Annotated in this window: 17 protein-coding genes; 14 read left to right on the top strand and 3 right to left on the bottom strand. The window is 66.1% G+C overall.

Annotation, left to right across the window (positions count from 1 at the left end):
- The first annotated feature begins 105 nt into the window (after positions 1 to 105).
- The 8 genes from pyrC (at position 106) to EG885_RS04765 (ending at position 8,610) form a co-directional block, all read left to right on the top strand.
- A complete protein-coding gene (gene pyrC / locus EG885_RS04800) occupies positions 106 to 1,149 on the top strand; it encodes a dihydroorotase (RefSeq protein ID WP_131573350.1) in 1,044 nt (347 codons plus the stop codon).
- A complete protein-coding gene (locus EG885_RS04795) occupies positions 1,146 to 1,817 on the top strand; it encodes an orotate phosphoribosyltransferase (protein ID WP_131573349.1) in 672 nt (223 codons plus the stop codon). Before pyrC ends, EG885_RS04795 begins: the two co-directional genes overlap by 4 nt.
- A 118-nt stretch (positions 1,818 to 1,935) precedes the next feature.
- Complete coding sequence (locus EG885_RS04790; protein WP_131573348.1) at positions 1,936 to 3,423, top strand: replicative DNA helicase; 1,488 nt, start codon at positions 1,936 to 1,938, stop codon at positions 3,421 to 3,423.
- Entirely contained in the window at positions 3,414 to 3,770 is a 357-nt protein-coding gene (locus EG885_RS04785) for a DMT family protein (protein WP_131573347.1), read from the top strand. The genes EG885_RS04790 and EG885_RS04785 overlap by 10 nt, the downstream gene beginning before the upstream one ends.
- Positions 3,771 to 4,004: 234 nt before the next feature.
- Positions 4,005 to 5,195, top strand: a complete 1,191-nt coding sequence (locus EG885_RS04780) for a multidrug effflux MFS transporter (RefSeq protein ID WP_131573346.1) — start codon at positions 4,005 to 4,007, stop codon at positions 5,193 to 5,195.
- 62 nt (positions 5,196 to 5,257) lie between these two features.
- A complete protein-coding gene (locus EG885_RS04775) occupies positions 5,258 to 6,655 on the top strand; it encodes a helix-turn-helix domain-containing protein (RefSeq protein ID WP_131573345.1) in 1,398 nt (465 codons plus the stop codon).
- A gap of 187 nt (positions 6,656 to 6,842) precedes the next feature.
- Positions 6,843 to 8,126, top strand: coding sequence for a M23 family metallopeptidase (locus EG885_RS04770; RefSeq protein ID WP_131573344.1), 1,284 nt, complete (start codon positions 6,843 to 6,845; stop codon positions 8,124 to 8,126).
- The gene (locus tag EG885_RS04765) at positions 8,116 to 8,610 is read left to right on the top strand and encodes a bactofilin family protein (RefSeq protein ID WP_131573343.1); all 495 of its coding nucleotides are present in this window, start codon (positions 8,116 to 8,118) and stop codon (positions 8,608 to 8,610) included. The genes EG885_RS04770 and EG885_RS04765 overlap by 11 nt, the downstream gene beginning before the upstream one ends.
- Positions 8,611 to 8,708: 98 nt before the next feature.
- On the opposite strand, the gene coaD is transcribed toward EG885_RS04765, so the two are convergent.
- The 3 genes from coaD to EG885_RS04750 form a co-directional block, all read right to left on the bottom strand.
- Positions 8,709 to 9,200 carry a pantetheine-phosphate adenylyltransferase gene (gene coaD, locus EG885_RS04760; protein ID WP_131573342.1) on the bottom strand — a complete coding sequence of 164 codons (492 nt, stop codon included), beginning with the start codon at positions 9,198 to 9,200 and terminating at the stop codon, positions 8,709 to 8,711.
- A gap of 100 nt (positions 9,201 to 9,300) precedes the next feature.
- Entirely contained in the window at positions 9,301 to 9,762 is a 462-nt protein-coding gene (locus tag EG885_RS04755) for a CBS domain-containing protein (protein ID WP_131573341.1), read from the bottom strand.
- A 54-nt stretch (positions 9,763 to 9,816) separates the two neighbouring features.
- Positions 9,817 to 10,728, bottom strand: coding sequence for a LysR family transcriptional regulator (locus tag EG885_RS04750; RefSeq protein ID WP_131573340.1), 912 nt, complete (start codon positions 10,726 to 10,728; stop codon positions 9,817 to 9,819).
- A 105-nt stretch (positions 10,729 to 10,833) separates the two neighbouring features.
- On the opposite strand from EG885_RS04750, the gene EG885_RS04745 reads away from it, so the two are divergent.
- From EG885_RS04745 to EG885_RS04720, 6 genes are all read left to right on the top strand, one after another.
- Positions 10,834 to 12,333: a CoA-acylating methylmalonate-semialdehyde dehydrogenase gene (locus tag EG885_RS04745; RefSeq protein ID WP_131573339.1), complete on the top strand. Its 1,500-nt coding sequence runs from the start codon at positions 10,834 to 10,836 to the stop codon at positions 12,331 to 12,333.
- Positions 12,334 to 12,460: 127 nt separating this feature from the next.
- Positions 12,461 to 13,591, top strand: a complete 1,131-nt coding sequence (locus EG885_RS04740; protein ID WP_131573338.1) for a carboxylate-amine ligase — start codon at positions 12,461 to 12,463, stop codon at positions 13,589 to 13,591.
- 82 nt (positions 13,592 to 13,673) lie between these two features.
- Positions 13,674 to 14,819, top strand: coding sequence for an acyl-CoA dehydrogenase family protein (locus EG885_RS04735; RefSeq protein ID WP_131573337.1), 1,146 nt, complete (start codon positions 13,674 to 13,676; stop codon positions 14,817 to 14,819).
- A 1-nt stretch (position 14,820) separates the two neighbouring features.
- The gene (locus EG885_RS04730; protein WP_131573336.1) at positions 14,821 to 15,828 is read left to right on the top strand and encodes an enoyl-CoA hydratase/isomerase family protein; all 1,008 of its coding nucleotides are present in this window, start codon (positions 14,821 to 14,823) and stop codon (positions 15,826 to 15,828) included.
- On the top strand, positions 15,825 to 16,694 hold the full coding sequence (gene mmsB, locus EG885_RS04725) for a 3-hydroxyisobutyrate dehydrogenase (RefSeq protein WP_131573335.1): 870 nt from the start codon (positions 15,825 to 15,827) through the stop codon (positions 16,692 to 16,694). The genes EG885_RS04730 and mmsB overlap by 4 nt, the downstream gene beginning before the upstream one ends.
- Before the next feature lie 92 nt (positions 16,695 to 16,786).
- A complete protein-coding gene (locus EG885_RS04720; protein ID WP_131573334.1) occupies positions 16,787 to 17,098 on the top strand; it encodes a hypothetical protein in 312 nt (103 codons plus the stop codon).
- Positions 17,099 to 17,210: the final 112 nt, after the last annotated feature.

The following is a 17,210-nucleotide window of genomic DNA, read 5'->3' as shown; positions in this document are numbered from 1 at the left end:
TGGGGTCCGGGCTGCCTTGGGACAACCACCACTTTCCGTCATGGTTCCTGAATTATGACCAAGACAACTTGGCAATCATCCCCTGCCATGTATAGAGGCACCCTCATGACACAGACGCTGACCCTCCGCCGACCGGACGACTGGCACCTGCATCTGCGCGACGGCGCGATGCTGAACGCTGTCGCGCCGCATTCCGCAGGCTTTGGCCGCGCGATCATCATGCCCAATCTGGTGCCCCCGGTGGTCACCGGTGCGCAGGCCGCGGCCTATCGCGACCGCATCCGGGCCGCCCTGCCTGCTGGCGCCGCCCTGGACCCGCAGATGGTGCTGTACCTGACCGACACGACCGATGCGGCCGACGTGATCGCGGCCTTTTGGGACGGCATCATCCGGGCGGTCAAGCTGTACCCGGCAGGCGCCACCACCAACAGCGCTTCGGGCGTGACGGACTTTGACCGCGTCCGCCCGGTGCTGGAGGCGATGGCCGAGGCCGGTGTGACGCTGTGTGTGCATGGCGAGGTGACCGACCCCGCCGTCGACATCTTCGACCGAGAGGCCGTGTTCATCGATACCGTGCTGGACCCGCTGCGCCGCAAGGTGCCGGGCCTGCGGGTGGTGATGGAACATATCACCACATCGCAGGGCGTGGCCTATGCCCGGGCGGGCGGGGATGATCTGGCAGCGACCATCACCACGCATCATCTGGTGATCAACCGCAACGCCATTCTGGCGGGCGGCATCCGGCCCCACTACTATTGCCTGCCGGTCGCCAAGCGCGAATCCCACCGGCTGGCGCTGCGCGAGGCCGCGACCAGCGGCGATGCGGGGTTCTTCCTGGGCACCGACAGCGCCCCCCATACGGATGCCGCGAAACTGCAGCCCTGCGGCTGCGCGGGCTGCTTTACCGCGCCCAACACCCTGTCGATTCTGGCGCAAGTGTTTCAGGACGATGGCGCGCTGGACCGGCTGGAGGCCTTTACCAGCCTTAACGGCGCGGCCTTCTATCGCCTGCCCCCGAACGAGGGCCGGATCACGCTGACCCGCCGCGACACGCCCGCAGCCTATCCCACCCATATCACCGCAGGCGATGAGACGGTCACCGTCTTCGACCCCGGTTTCCCCCTCTATTGGCATCTGGAGGACGCATGAGCCTGACCTTCCCCCCCCGCGAAGAGATCGCCCGCCTGACCGCGCGGATGCTGCTTGAGATCAGGGCCGTCGATTTCAACGCCGACATGCCCTTTACCTATGCCTCGGGGCTCAAGGGACCGACCTATGTCGATTGCCGCCGCATCATCAGCTTTCCGCGCGTGCGCGCCACGCTGATGGATTTCATGGCGGCCACCGTCATGCGCGATGCGGGCTTCGAGGCCTTCGACAACGTGGCGGGCGGTGAAACCGCAGGCATCCCCTTTGGTGCGCTGATGGCCGAACGGCTTGGCCTGCCGATGACCTATGTGCGCAAGAAGCCCAAGGGCTATGGCCGCAATGCCCGGATCGAGGGCGTGATGACCGAGGGTCAGCGCGTGCTGCTGGTCGAGGATCTGACCACCGATGGTGGCAGCAAGCTGTCCTTCGTCGATGCGATCCGCGAGACGGGGGCCAGTTGCGCCCATACGGCGGTGATCTTCTATTACGGCATCTTTCCGGAAACCACGCAGCGGCTGGCCGATCACGGCGTCGCCCTGCATCACCTGTGCACCTGGTGGGACGTCCTGGCCGAGGCGCGCGCGCAAGGCGCGTTCGACGCCGCCACCCTGACCGAGGTCGAGGCGTTTCTGACCGATCCGCGGGCATGGCAGGCGGCAAACGGCTGAAACCGGCTTATCCACAGCCTGTCCACAGATCCATCAACCGAAAATGCGGGGCGGGGCGATACCCCCGCCCTGCCCTTTGCGCTAGACTGGCCCGAACAACAAGAAAGCAGGCATCGACATGAGCGGATTGCGCGTGATCATCCCCGGCCAGACCGAAGGCGAGGACGACAAACAGGCGATCCCCTTCTCGCTCGAGGCGGAACAGCAATTGCTGGGCGCGCTTTTGACGAACAACGACGTCTTCGACCGGGTCAGCCAGATCATCAAGTCGGACCATTTCTATCATCCCGTCCATGCCCGCATCTTCGACATCTGCGCCGAACGCATCCGCCGCAACGCGCTGGCCAGCCCGGTCACGATCAAGGCGTTTCTGGACAATGACGACGGGCTGAAGGAGCTGGGCGGCCCCGCCTATCTGGCGCGCATGGCGGCCTCGGCGATCAGCGCCTATGCGGCGCGCGACTATGCCCAGATGATCCGCGAATTCGCCCTGCGCCGCGAGTTGATGCTGCTGGGTCAGGACATCTCGGCCCGCGCCTCCTCGGTCGAGGTCGGCGACGATGCCGAGGAACAGATTAAGGCCGCCGAACAGACGCTCTACAAGCTGGGCGAGGCCGGGGTGGCCGAACGCGGGTTCCAGTCCTTTCTGAAAGCCGTGACCGGCGCCGTGCAGGTCGCCAATGCCGCCTATCAGCGCGACGGCAAGCTGTCGGGGATTTCCACCGGGCTGATCGATCTGGACGGCAAGATGGGCGGGTTGAACAATTCCGACCTGATCATTCTGGCCGGGCGCCCGTCCATGGGCAAGACCGCACTGGCCACCAACATCGCCTTCAACATCGCCCGCACCCACAAGCTGGGCGAAAAACCCGATGGCACGCAAGGATCCGTGGAGGGCGGCGTCGTCGGCTTCTTCAGTCTGGAAATGTCAGCCGAACAGCTGGCCGCCCGGATCCTGTCCGAGGCCGCCGAGGTGCCAAGCGAACGCATCCGGTCCGGCAATATGGACGAGGGCGAATTCCGCCGCTTTGTCGAGGCCGCGCATGCCTTGCAGAACTGCCCGCTGTTCATCGACGATACCCCGGCGCTGCCGATCAACCAGCTGGCGGCGCGGGCCCGGAAACTCAAGCGCACGCATGGGCTTGACGTGCTGATCGTCGACTACCTCCAGCTGTTGAAGGCCGCCACCGCCAAGGACAGCCGCGTCAACGAGGTCAGCGAGATCACCCAAGGGCTGAAAGCCGTGGCCAAGGAACTGAACATCCCGGTCATCGCCCTGTCGCAGCTATCCCGCCAGGTCGAAAACCGCGAGGACAAGCGCCCACAGCTCAGCGATCTGCGCGAATCCGGCTCGATCGAACAGGACGCCGATATCGTGATGTTCGTCTTCCGCGAGGAATATTACAAGGAACGCGAAAAGCCCTCGGACAGCGATCTGGACGCCATGGCCCGCTGGCAGCAGGTGATGGAAAACGTCCATGGCAAGGCCGAGGTGATCCTGGGCAAACAGCGCCACGGCCCCATCGGCACGGTCGAACTGGCCTTCGAGGGGCAATTTACCCGCTTCGGCAACCTCGCCCGCGACCGACAGACCCAATGGGACTGAACCTGCCGATCCCGGTCGCCACAGTCGGCCTGCTGCTGGCCTCGAACATCTTCATGACGGTGGCCTGGTACGGCCATCTCAAATTCAAGACGGCACCGCTGGTCACCGTCATCTTCATTAGCTGGGGCATCGCCTTCTTCGAATATCTGATGCAGGTTCCCGCCAACCGCATCGGTTATGGCTATTTCAGCGCCGCCCAGCTGAAAACCATTCAAGAGGTCATCAGCCTCTCGGTCTTTGCCATCTTCTCCTGGGCCTATCTGGGCGAGAAGATCGGCTGGCAGCACGGCGTCGGCTTTTCGCTGATCTGCCTTGGCGCCTGGTTCATCTTCCACGATTTCGGCTGACCACGCCGCCCGGTCTTTCATCTTGGCCCAAATATCCCCGCCAGAGGCTCCCGCACCGCCCCCGACGAACGCTCCTTCGATCCGACCACCAAGGGGGGTGCGGGGGGCCGGCCCCCCGTCCGTCGCGGGATGCAAATCCACCGCCCGCTCTGGTGCAGGGCCAAGCCGCGCGCTATGACCGCGAAGGCGGGCCATTCTGCACATGATGCAATCCTCCCGCGATCAGGAGGTTTCATGCCACGCACCCCGCCCCACCTGCTGACGCTGGTCGCTCTGTCGGGCGTCTCGGCCCTGTCGATGAATGTGTTTCTGCCCTCGCTGCCGGGCATGGCGCGGGATTTCGGGGTGGAATACGGGGTGATGCAGCTTTCCGTCTCGGCCTATATCGGCGCCAGCGCGGTCCTGCAGCTCTTGGGTGGCCCGCTCAGCGACCGCTTTGGGCGGCGGCCCGTGGTGATCTGGGGGCTGGTGGGGTTTCTGCTGGCGACCATCGGCACGCTGCTGGCCACCACGGCCACGACCTTCCTGATCTTCCGCCTGCTGCAATCGGTCATCACCGTCTGCATGCTGGTGCCCCGCGCGGTGGTGCGCGATCTGTATGACGGCGACCGCGCGGCCTCGATGCTGGGTTATGTCACCATGGGCATGGCGGTGGTGCCGATGATGGCGCCGGTCTTTGGCGGGCTTCTGGATCAGGCCTTCGGCTGGCAGGCGAATTTCGCGGTCATGGGCGCCTTGGGCATCGCCGTCCTTGCCCTGTCCTGGCATGACATGGGCGAGACGGTGCGCGACGGCGGCCTGTCCTTGCGCCGGCAATGGGCGAATTATCCGATCCTGGCGCGCTCGCACCGCTTCTGGGGCTATTGCGGGGCGGCGACGCTGTCCTCGGGGGCGTTCTTCGCCTATCTGGGCGGCGCGCCCTTTGTCGGCGATCAGGTCTTCGGGCTGACGCCCGCGCAGGTGGGATACTGGTTCGCGGCCCCCTCGCTTGGCTATGTCACCGGCAATTTCCTGTCGGCCCGGTTTTCGCCGCGTTTCGGGCTGAACCGGATGATCCTGTGGGGCACCATCACCTGCGTCATCGGTCTGTCGCTGGCGCTGATCGCCGATCTGGCGGGGCATGTGCGCCCGCTGATCTTCTTTGGCGCCATCGCGGTGATGGGCCTGGGCAATGGCATGGTGCTGCCCAATGCCAATTCCGGGATGATGAGCGTGCGCCCCGAACTGGCCGGTACCGCCTCGGGTCTGGGCGGCGCGCTGGCGGTGGGCGGCGGGGCCGCGCTGTCGGCGCTGGCCGGGAACCTGTTGCAGCCGGGCAGCGGGGCGACGCCGCTGTTGCTGATCATGACCGCCTCGGCAGTGGGGTCGCTGCTGGCCATCGCATGGGTTTTCCGCCGCGAGGCACAGCTGGTCCGGCAAGGCTAGGCCTCTTGCCCCGCAGGCTTTGCAACCGCTAAGATCGGGTTTGCAAATGGGGGGTGCGCGACATGGCCACGCAAAAGATCTATGCAGGTCACGCGTTGCGCGAAACCCGCGCCCGGGCCGCGCTGACACAGCGGCGCTTTGCCGAAAAGCTGGGCGTCTCGCTGCCCTATCTGTCGCAGATGGAAAACAACCACCGGCCGATCAGCGCGGGTGCCCTGCTGCGGATGGCGCAGGAATTCGGCACCGACCTGACGACGCTGGCGGCGGGCGACGCCGAACGCATGGTCATCGACATGCAAGAGGCGCTGGCCGATCCGCTGTTCGATGCCGCCCCGCCTCTGGCCGATCTGCGGCTGGCGGCCAGCAATGCCCCGGTGCTGGCGCGGGCGTTTCTGGATCTGTACCGCGCGCATCGCGACGGGCAGGAACGGCTGGCGGCGCTGGATCAGGCAATCGGCGCGGCCGGTCAGAACAGCCTCAGCACACCTTGGGACGAGGTGCGCGATTTCTTTCATTACTGCGACAACTATATCGACGCAGTCGATCTTGCCGCCGAACGCTTCGCCTGTCCGGGCGGCACGCGCGGCGACCCATGGGCCTTGGCCGTGGCGGCGCTGGCGGCGCGCGGTCTGCGCGTCCAGCTGACCGAGCTGCCCGCAGCGGCAGTCTTTCGCCGCGACGGCGACCGCCTGCTGGTCAATGCCGCCGCCGAAGCCCCCACCCGCCTGTTCCAGCTGCTGCATCTGGTCGCGCTGGAACATCAGGGCGATCTGCTGGAGGCCACGCTGGATCTGGCCCGCTTTCGCAGCCCCACCGCCCGACAGATCGCGCGGCTTGGGATGGCGAACTACTTTGCGGGTGCCGCGCTGATGCCCTATCGCGCCTTTCTGGCCGCGGCAAAGGCCGAGCGTCACGATCTGGAACGTCTGGCGCATCTGTTCGGCGCCTCGCTGGAACAGGTGGCGCACCGGCTGTCCACGCTGCAGCGTCCCGGCGCCAAGGGCGTGCCGTTCTTTTTCGTGCGCGTCGATCAGGCCGGCACGATCACCAAACGCCATTCCGCGACCCGGTTGCAATTCGCACGTTTTGGCGGTGCCTGCCCGCTGTGGAACGTGCATCAGGCCTTTGAACAGCCGGGCCGCTTTCTGCGCCAGCTGGCCGAAACGCCGGACGGGGTGCGTTATCTGCTGCTGTCGCGCGACGTGTCGAAACATGCGGGCGCCTTCAACGCGCCGGTCCGCCGTTTCGCCATCGGGCTGGGGGTCGAGGTGAACCACGCGACCGGCATGGTCTATGCCGACGGGCTGGATCTGACCCGCCATCAGGCGTTCGAACCGATCGGGATTTCCTGCCGGATCTGCCCGCGCCGGGCCTGCCACCAGCGCTCCGTGCCGCCTATTGATCGGGCATTGCGTATTCCGCAGGATCGGGACGGCCCGTTGCCCTATGAAATCGCTTAAATATTTACGATTCGTTTACACTTTTCGGCGGATCACCGCCGACCAAGGCAGGGTTCCGCCAATGAACGGAACCGTATGCCCGGGGGATGTTGCCATGAAGGCACAGCTGCTGTTTACCCAAGGCTGAACGGAACCAACGCGCCTCGCCTTCAGAAAACGGCGTGCCTTCGGGGGACAGAATCTGACAATGACGGTGATGGATCGACTGAACGCGTCGCTTGAAAAGTGGCTGCCCGAGCAACGGCTTTTCCTTCGGTCCGATGACACCACGCGCTTTGTCCGCCTGCGCCCGGTCACGCAAGCAGTTGGCATCAGTGGCATCACGCTGGTCTTCGGCTGGACGCTGGTCGCCAGCTCGTTTCTGGTGATCGACGCGGTAAGCTCGGGCAATTCCCGCGATCAGATGCAGCGCAGTCAGGCTGCGTTCGAGGAGCGTCTGGAACAGCTGCAGGCCGAACGCGACGCCCGCGCGGCCGAAGCGCTGGCCGCGCAGTCGCGCTTTGCCGTCGCGCTGGATCAGGTCTCGCAGATGCAGACGCAGTTGCTGACCTCGGAAGAGGGTCGCCGCGAACTGGAAACCGGTCTGGCGGCCGTGCAATCCACCCTGCGCGACACCATCGCCGATCAGGATCCGGCGCTTGCCAGCACCACCGATGCCGCCGGCCCCGACCGGGCCGAGGAATTCTCGGTCGCGCTGGACATTCTGTCGGGCGAGTTGCGCAGCGCCGCCGATCAGCGGGTCGAGGCGGAACATCAGGCCGAAACCGCCAAGCTGGCCGCGCAGGAACTGACCGTCGAACGCGACCAGATCCTGGCCCGCAACGATGAGATCCTGACCCAGCTGGAGGACGCGGTGACCGTGTCCGTCGCGCCGCTGGACGATGTGTTCCGCAGCGTCGGCATGAACCCCGACGAAGTGCTGCGCACCATCCGCAGCGGTTATTCCGGTCAGGGGGGCCCGCTGACGCCGATGTCCTATTCGACGCGCGGCGACGCGGCGCTGAGCCAGGGCGAGACCAAGGCCCGGCAGATCATCGTGACGCTGGACCAGATGAACACCTATCGCATCGCCATCGAAAAGCTGCCGCTGGCGATGCCGGTGACCGACAGCTTCCGTTACACGTCGGGCTTCGGGCGCCGGTGGGGCCGGATGCACGAAGGCATCGACATGGCGGGTCCGGTCGGCACGCCGATCCATGTGACCGGCGACGGTGTCGTGACCTTTGCCGGTCGTCAGGGCGCCTATGGCAATCTGATCAAGATCCGCCACGAACTGGGCACCGAAACCCGTTATGCCCACCTGAACCGCATCCATGTGAAAGTCGGCGATCGGGTGTCGCAAGGCGACCGGATTGGTGATATGGGGAATACCGGACGTTCGACCGGTCCGCATCTGCATTACGAAGTGCGGATGAACGGTCGGGCCGTGGACCCGATGAGCTTCATCAAGGCAGCAGACAATGTTCAGTAAGACCCGCGTGACCGAAAACCGCCCCAGCCAGACCCCTGCCCCGCAGGACGCCGCCACCGCCCCGCAGGCAGCCCCCGAACGCAGCGCCGAGACCGCGACCCCCGCAGCGGCGCCGCGCGCCCGCGTGTCGCCCTCGGTCCTGTCGCCCGATCTGACGGTGACCGGCAATATCAAGACGCAGGGCGACATCACCATCGAAGGCACGGTCGAGGGTGATATCCGCGCCCACCAGCTGACCATCGGCGAATCGGCCACCATCAAGGGCGAAATCGTCGGCGATGATGTCATCGTGCATGGCCGCGTCGTGGGCCGCGTGCGCGGGCTCAAGGTGCGGCTGACGGCTTCGGCCCGGGTCGAAGGCGACATCATCCACAAGACCATCGCGATCGAATCGGGCGCTCATTTCGAAGGCTCGGTCCAGCGTCAGGAAGATCCGCTGAACAATGGAGGCACCAAGAAACTGGCGCCGCCCGTTTCGGAATAATTTCCGACCACTGCCTGCAAGGCCCGCTTTGGCGGGCCTTTTTCATGGCTGGGTCTGCAAGGCCCGCCCCTGCGGGCCTTTCGCATGATCCGCGACGCTCAGCCGTAGCGGCGCATCAGCGCCTCGGCGATGGGGGGCGTCACGAATTTGGACACATCGCCGCCAAGCCGCGCGATTTCCTTGACCAGCTTGGACGCGATGGCCTGCCGCCGCGCATCGGCCATCATGAAGACCGTCTCGATGCTGCTGTCCAGCGCACGGTTCATGCCGACCATCTGGAATTCATATTCGAAATCGGCCACCGCCCGCAGCCCGCGCACGATGATCGTCGCACCCACATCGCGGGCGCAATCGATCAGCAGATTCTCGAACGGATGGACCACGATCTCGCCGCCGGTCTTGGCGACGATGGCATCGCATTCGGCCTGAACCATCGCCACGCGCTGTTCCAGATCGAACAGCGGGCCCTTGTCGCGGTTGATCGCGACGCCGATCACCAGCCGGTCGACCAGCGCCATCGCGCGCTGGATGATGTCGATATGCCCAAGGGTGATCGGGTCGAACGTGCCGGGATAAAGGCCGATGCGCATAAAGATCGCGTCCTTGGGTCATGGTTTCGTTGCACAGGCAAAGCGCATTTGCGCCCCGATTGCAAGTTTGCGCCCACGCAGCGCGGCCCGAGACCCCGCGTCAGGCGCCCATGATCATGCCGGTCAGGGCCTCTTTCTCGGCCGCCAGCTCTTTCAGCCGCCCGCTGACCGCGTCCCCGATCGAGATCACGCCCAGCATGTCACCCTGACCATCCACCACCGGCATGTGACGGAACCGCCCCTCGGTCATGCGTTCCAGAATCGTCAGCGCATCTTCGCCGGTTGTGCAGGTCTGCACGGCGGTGGTCATCACCCCGCCGACGGGCTGGGCCAACACCTCGGGGCCGTGCTTGCCCAATTGCCGCACGATGTCGCGTTCCGACAGGATCCCGTCGGGCCGCCGCCCGTCACGCGACACGACCACCGCGCCGATGCGCTTTTCGGCCAGCAGCCGCGCAGCCTCGCCCAGGGTCGTCTCGGGCAGGATCGTCACGATCGTCCCCGAATCGATCCACGGCTTGGATACATCGGATTTCATCGTCAGCAATTGCTTGACCAGCATGATCGGCCCCCTCCGGCTTGTACAGGTTCATCCTTTTCGCCGAATCGGCCCGCGTCAAGTCCCACGAACGGGGCACGCATCCCCGACCCCCTCCAGCCGCGCCAATTCCGCCCGGATGCCCTGCGCCACAGCCTCTGCCAGCAACGTCAGCCTGCGCGAGGCGCGGTCATCGGCATGCCGGATCATCCAGAAGCTGCGCCGTAGCGCAAAGCGGTCCATCAGCACCCGGCGCACGCCCGGCGCAGAGGGCACGGCAAAGTCATGCACGATCCCCAGCCCCGCCCCCGCCCGCACCGCCTGCATCTGCACCGCGACGGAATTGCTGCTGATCTGCGACGCCTCGACCCCGGTGGCCGACAGGTAATCCAGCTCGCGGTCAAAGATCATGTCGGGGATATAGCTGATCATCCGATGGCCGCGCAGATCGTCCAGATCGCGCAGCGGCGGATGGCGGGCCAGATAATCGTCATGACCCGCCAGATGCAGCCGGTAATCGGCCAGCCGCTGCACCATCAGCCGTCCCGTATCGGGGGGCGAGACGGCAATCGCCATATCCGCCTCGCGCCGGGTCAGGTTGACGACACGCGGCAGGGCGACGATCTGCACCTCCAGGCCCGGATGGGCCTCGCACAGATCCCGCGCCACCTGCGGCAACAGGTAATTCGCACAGCCGTCGGGCGCCCCGATGCGCAGCTGCCCGGTGATCCCGGCCTCGCGCGCGACCCCTTCGGCTGCGGCAAGGGCGGCCTGTTCGGCGGCCTCGGCAGGGGCCACCAGCCGCGCCCCCTCGGCGGTCAGCGTATAGCCCTGCGGCGTCTTGGCAAACAGCGCCGCCCCGATGGCCCGTTCCAGCCGCGCCACCCGCCGCCCCACGGTCGAGGCGTCCATGGCCAGCCGCCGCCCCGCCCCCGACAGGCTTTCCGCCCGCGACACCGCCAGAAAGATGCGCAGATCGTCCCAGTCCATCGCTGACTTACCTTTGCAAAAACGCAAAACCCTTTTGCCAGCATTCCCCTTTATTCCGCAATTGTGCAAGACTACCCTGCCCCCAACAGCTTTCAGGAGGATGCGATGGACGAAATTCACCACTGGATCGACGGCAAGGACCACAAGGGCAGCTCGGGCCGCTTCGCCGATGTCTTCAACCCCGCCACCGGAGAGGTTCAGGCCCGCCTGTCGCTGGCCACCAAGGCCGAGATGGACCACGCCATCGACCGCGCCGCCATCGCTCAGGTCAAATGGGGCGCGACCAATCCGCAACGCCGCGCCCGGGTGATGATGGCCTTTGTCGGGCTGATCAACCGCGACATGGACAAGCTGGCCGAGGCGCTGTCCTCGGAACATGGCAAGACCTTCGTGGATGCCAAGGGCGATATCCAGCGCGGGTTGGAGGTGATCGAATTCTGCATCGGCGCGCCCCATCTGCTGAAAGGCGAATTCACCGACAGCGCCGGTCCCGGCATCGACATGTATTCCATGCGCCAGCCGCTTGGCGTGGTCGCGGGCATCACGCCCTTCAACTTTCCCGCCATGATCCCCTTGTGGAAGATGGGCCCGGCCTTGTCGGCGGGCAATGCGATGATCCTGAAACCGTCCGAGCGCGATCCTTCGGTGCCGCTGATGCTGGCCCGCCTTCTGCAAGAGGCCGGCCTGCCCGATGGCGTGCTCCAGGTCGTGAACGGCGACAAGGACAGCGTCGATGCGATCCTCGACAGCCCGGTCATTCAGGCGGTGGGCTTTGTCGGATCGACGCCGATCGCGCAATACATCTATGAACGCGCGGCCGCGACGGGCAAGCGGGCGCAATGCTTCGGCGGCGCCAAGAACCATATGATCATCATGCCCGATGCCGATCTGGATCAGGCGGCGGATGCGCTGGTGGGCGCGGGCTATGGCGCGGCGGGCGAACGCTGCATGGCGATTTCGGTCGCGGTGCCGGTGGGCGATGAAACCGCCGACGCGCTGATCGCTAAGCTGATCCCGCAGATCGAGCGGCTCAAGGTCGGTCCCTGGACTGCAGGCGACGATATCGACTATGGCCCGGTGGTCACCAAGGCCGCCAAGGACAATATCCTGCGTCTGGTGCAGACCGGCGTGGATCAGGGCGCCGAACTGGTCGTCGACGGGCGCGACTTCAACCTGCAGGGATACGAGGACGGCTTCTTCGTCGGCCCGCATCTCTTCGACCGCGTGACCCCCGACATGGACATCTACAAGACCGAGATCTTCGGCCCGGTCCTGACCACCGTCCGCGCCAAGACCTATGAAGAGGCGATCGGTCTGGCCATGGACCATGAATATGGCAACGGCACGGCCATCTATACCCGCGACGGCGACACTGCGCGCGACTTTGCCAGCCGCATCAATATCGGCATGGTCGGCATCAACGTGCCCATCCCGGTGCCGCTGGCCTATCACACCTTCGGCGGCTGGAAGAAATCCGGCTTTGGTGACCTGAACCAGCACGGCCCCGACGCGTTCCGTTTCTACACGCGCACCAAGACCGTGACCGCGCGCTGGCCCTCGGGGATCAAGGAAGGAAGAGAGTTCAACTTCAAGGCGATGGACTGAAACCCTTTCTTCTTCACGAAAATATCCCGCAGGGGGTCCGGGGGGCGCGCAGCCCCCCGGCGCTCGCGGGACGCAAAACCCAAGGCCTGCCACGCAAGGTCACGGTCCCGCATCCACAGGGCCCCGCATGACACAAGACCCCGAATTCACCCTCGGCATCGAGGAAGAATATCTGCTCGTCGACACCAAGACCTGCCAGCTCGCCGCCGCCCCCAAGGCGCTGATGGCGGCGCTGGAGGCTGATCTGGGCGATCAGGTCAGCCCTGAATTCCTGCGCTGCCAGATCGAGATCGGCACCCCCGTCGCCCCCGATATCCGTCAGGCGGGCGAGCGTTTGCGCCATCTGCGCGCGACGGTGGCGGCCCGTGCGGCGGAGCACGGGCTGGCGCCGGTCTCGGCCTCGTGTCACCCCTTTGCCGATTGGCGCGATCAGGACCATACCGACAAGGACCGCTACAACCAGCTGTCGCGCGACATGGGCGGGGTGGCGCGGCGGATGCTGATCTGCGGGATGCATGTCCATGTGGGCATTGCCGATCCTGCGCAGCGGATCGATCTGATGAACCAGTTCGCCTATTTCCTGCCGCATCTCCTGGCGCTGTCGGCCTCCAGCCCGTTCTGGATGGGACAGGATACCGGGCTTGCCTCCTATCGCACCACGGTCTTTGGCGACATGCCCCGCACCGGCCTGCCCCCGGCCTTTGGCAGTTGGGCGGAATTCGAACGCTCGGTCGATGCCCTGACCGGGCTGGGCATCATCGAGGACGGGTCCAAGATCTGGTGGGATCTGCGGCCCAGCAGCAAATATCCGACGCTGGAAACCCGCATCTGCGATGCCTGTCCGCGCGTGGCCGATGCGTTGACGCTGGCGGCGCTGATCCAGGCCACCCTGCGCATGCTGTGGCGCCTGTCGCGCAGGAACCAGCGCTGGCGGCAATACGAGCCGTTCCTGTTGAACGAAAATCGCTGGCGCGCCGCCCGCTATGGCACGACCGAGGGGCTGATCGATTTCGGCGCCCATGCGATCCTGCCCTTTGACCGGATCGCCGCAGACTGGCTGGATCTGATCGCCGAGGATGCCGATGCGCTGGACAGCCAGCCCTTTGTCGCCCGCCTGCGCGACATGGTGGCCGGCGGCACGGCCGCACAGGCGCAGCGTCATGTCCATGCCCGCGCCCGCGCCGCCGGTGCCAGCCCGCCCGAGGCGATGCAGGCCGTCACCCGCCACCTGATCGCCGAGTTCCGCCGCGACCTGTAAGGCCCGGAACGGTTGCAACATTGTCGCAACATCTGGCACTTACAGACACAGACGTCACAAGCGCTCCGGGGAGGGATGCCGCATGGATTTCGCATTGACCGAGGAACAGCAGGCCATATTCGACATGGCCCGCGATTTCGGCGCCACCCGCATCGCGCCCCATGCCCGCGCATGGGAGGCTGACGGCACCATCCCCCGCGATCTGTGGCCCGATGTGGCGGCCCTTGGTCTGGGCGGCATCTTCGTGCCCGAAGAGGATGGCGGCAGCGGCCTGTCGCGGCTTGACGGCACCCTGATCTTCGAGGCGCTGTCGATGGCCTGCCCCTCGGTCGCGTCGTTCCTGTCGATCCACAACATGTGCGGCGGCATGATCGCGCGCTATGGCTCGGATACGGACAAGGGGCGCTGGCTGCCCGATCTGTGTTCCATGACGAAAATCTTCAGCTATTGCCTGACCGAACCGGGCAGCGGCTCGGACGCGGCCGCACTGCGCACCCGGGCGGTGGCCGGGGACGATGGCTGGCGGCTGAACGGGACCAAGGCCTTCATCTCGGGCGGCGGCTATTCGGACGCCTATGTCACGATGGTGCGGACCGGCGCGGACGGGCCCAAGGGCATCAGCACCGTGATCGTCGAGGATGGCACCCCCGGCCTGTCCTTTGGCGCCCCCGAGGACAAGATGGGCTGGCGTGCCCAGCCCACCGCGCAGGTCCAGTTCGATGATTGCCTGATCCCTGCCGGGAACCTGTTGGGCGACGAGGGGCGCGGCTTTTCCTATGCGATGGCCGGGCTGGACGGGGGGCGGCTGAACATCGCGGCCTCGGCCCTTGGCGGGGCGCAGGCAGCGCTGGACGCGACGCTGACCTATATGGGCGACCGCAAGGCGTTCGGCCAATCGCTGGACCGGTTTCAGGCCCTGCAGTTCCGGCTGGCCGAGATGGAGACTGCGCTGCAATCCAGCCGCATCTTTTTGCGGCAGGCCGCATGGAAGCTGGACCACGCCACCCCGGATGCCAGCACCTTCTGCGCCATGGCCAAGCTGCATGTGACCGACCGCGCCTTCGAGGTGGCCAACCAATGCCTGCAGCTGCATGGCGGCTATGGCTATCTGGCCGATTACGGGATCGAAAAGATCGTCCGCGATCTGCGGGTGCATCAGATCCTGGAAGGTACCAATGAAATCATGCGCGTGATCATCAGCCGCGCGCTGCTGGCCGGAAGGGCATAAGATGGACGAATTGCAGATCCGCAAGACAGGCCGCGCGGGCCGCATCACGCTGACCCGCCCGCAGGCGCTGAACGCGCTGTCCCATCCTATGGCGCTGGCCATCCACAAGGCGCTGGACGACTGGCGCGACGATGCCTATGTGGCGCTGGTCGTCATCGACGCCTTGGGCGACCGGGCCTTTTGCGCGGGTGGCGATATCGCAGCAGTCTATCACGCCGGGCGCGCGGGCGATCACGGCGTGGGCCGGGATTTCTTTCGCGACGAATACCGCATGAATGCGGCCATTGCCGATTTCCCCAAGCCCGTCGTGGCCCTGATGCAGGGCTTTGTGATGGGCGGCGGCGTGGGGGTGGGCGGTCATGCCAGCCACCGCGTGGTGGGCGACACGACCCGCATCGCCATGCCCGAAAGCGGCATCGGTCTGATCCCCGATGTGGGCGGCACCTGGCTTTTGGGTCGCGCACCGGGGCGGATCGGGGAATATCTGGCGCTGACCGGCGCGCGGATGGGACCGGGCGATGCGATCCATGCGGGCTTTGCGGATCTGTATATCCCCGAGGCGGACTGGCCCGGCCTGATCGCCACGCTGGAAGAGACGGGCGATCTGGGCTGCCTTGCGGGCCATCCTGCCCCCGCCGCCACGCTGGATCGGCGCGACCTGTCGGCCTTTGGCGGGCGCCATGTCGCCGATATCATCGCGGCGCTGGAACAGGCGGGCGATGCGGACACGCTCAACGCGCTTGGCCGGAACTCGCCTTTGTCGATGGCGGCGGGGCTGGCGATGGTGCGGGCGGCGCGCGCCGATACGCGGATGCAGCAATCGCTGTCGCGCGAATACCGCTTTACCGCCCGCGCCACCGCCGAGAGCGACTTTCTGGAGGGCGTGCGCGCCCAGATCATCGACAAGGACCGCCGCCCGGACTGGCAGGCGGATGCGGGGCCGGACGCGCTGCGCGCCATGCTGGCGCCGCTGGAACAGGATGAATTGCTGTGGGAGGGTGCGGAATGAAGATCGGATTCATCGGTCTGGGAAATATGGGCGCGCCGATGGCCGCCAATCTGGCGGCGGCCGGGCATCAGGTGACGGGCTTTGACACTGCCGCCGGGGCGCCTGCGGGCGTCACCATGGCGGCCGGCGCCGAAGACGCCGCGCGGGACGCTGAACTGGTCATCACCATGCTGCCAAGCGGCGCGATCCTGCGCGCGGTGGCAGGCCAGGTCATCCCGGCCATGCGGCCCGGTGCGATCCTGTGCGATTGCTCGACCGTCGATGTGGACAGCGCCCGCGCGGTGACCGATCAGGCCCGCGCCGCCGGTCTGGGCGCGCTGGACGCCCCCGTCTCGGGCGGGATCGGCGGCGCGCAGGCGGGCACCCTGACCTTCATGGTCGGCGGCAGCGTGGGGGATGTGGCCCGCGTGCAGCCCCTGTTCGACGTGATGGGGCAAAAGACCGTCCATTGCGGCGACAGCGGTGCCGGTCAGGCCGCCAAGATCTGCAACAACATGATCCTGGGCGTAACAATGATCGCCACCTGCGAAGCTTTTGCGCTGGCCGACAGTCTGGGGCTGGACCGGCAGAAGATGTTCGATGTCGTATCCACCAGCTCGGGGGCCAGCTGGTCGATGACCACCTATTGCCCGGCGCCGGGGGTGGGCCCCGTCTCGCCCGCCGATCACGGCTATAAGCCCGGTTTTGCGGCGGAACTGATGCTGAAGGATCTGGATCTGTCCCAGCAGGCGGCAGGCTCGACCGGGGCCGACACGCCGATGGGGGCGCTGGCCCGGCAGCTTTACAGCGACTTTGTTCAGCACGAGGACGGGCGGGGGCGTGACTTTTCTGCCATGCTGCCGCGTTTCGAGGCCCGCCGCTCCTAGAGGGCCGCTGCTAGAGGATTGCCCACCCGGGCGGAACGATTTAACATTTGTCTAGTTGGGGGATCGCGAACGGGATCAAAAAGGCGGACCAGATGAACAGCCGGAACGTCATCGCATGCGGGATATGCGCAGTCGCGATGATTGCCTTCACGTTGTTCACCGGACCCGTCGGCGCCCCGGCCGAGGCCGGGGACCATGTCCGCGCCGCCGTCGCCCTGCCGATGGTCGGCGACATTCCCGACAGCACAACCATTCAGATGATCGACAATCTGGGGGCGGTGGGGCTTGGTCCCGACCTGCCCGGCAGCCGCTATGCGGTCGTGGGCGGCCATCTGGTCCGGATCGAGGCGGCCAGCGGCAAGATCCTGTCCGTCCTGCGCCCCCTGCCCCGGATGCCCGACTGAACCCCCGCCCCACTGCCTGATTGACAGGCGCGCAGGTCATTGCATGACCGCCATGCGCCGATGACGGGGAACCCAAAGCACTGCCTCGGGTTGGCAGGGCATAACCACCCGA

It is taken from the genome of Paracoccus nototheniae, assembly GCF_004335005.1.
Taxonomy (GTDB): domain Bacteria; phylum Pseudomonadota; class Alphaproteobacteria; order Rhodobacterales; family Rhodobacteraceae; genus Paracoccus; species Paracoccus nototheniae.
Note: the sequence above shows the minus strand (reverse complement) of the source record. Positions and strands in the feature narration are given on the sequence as shown.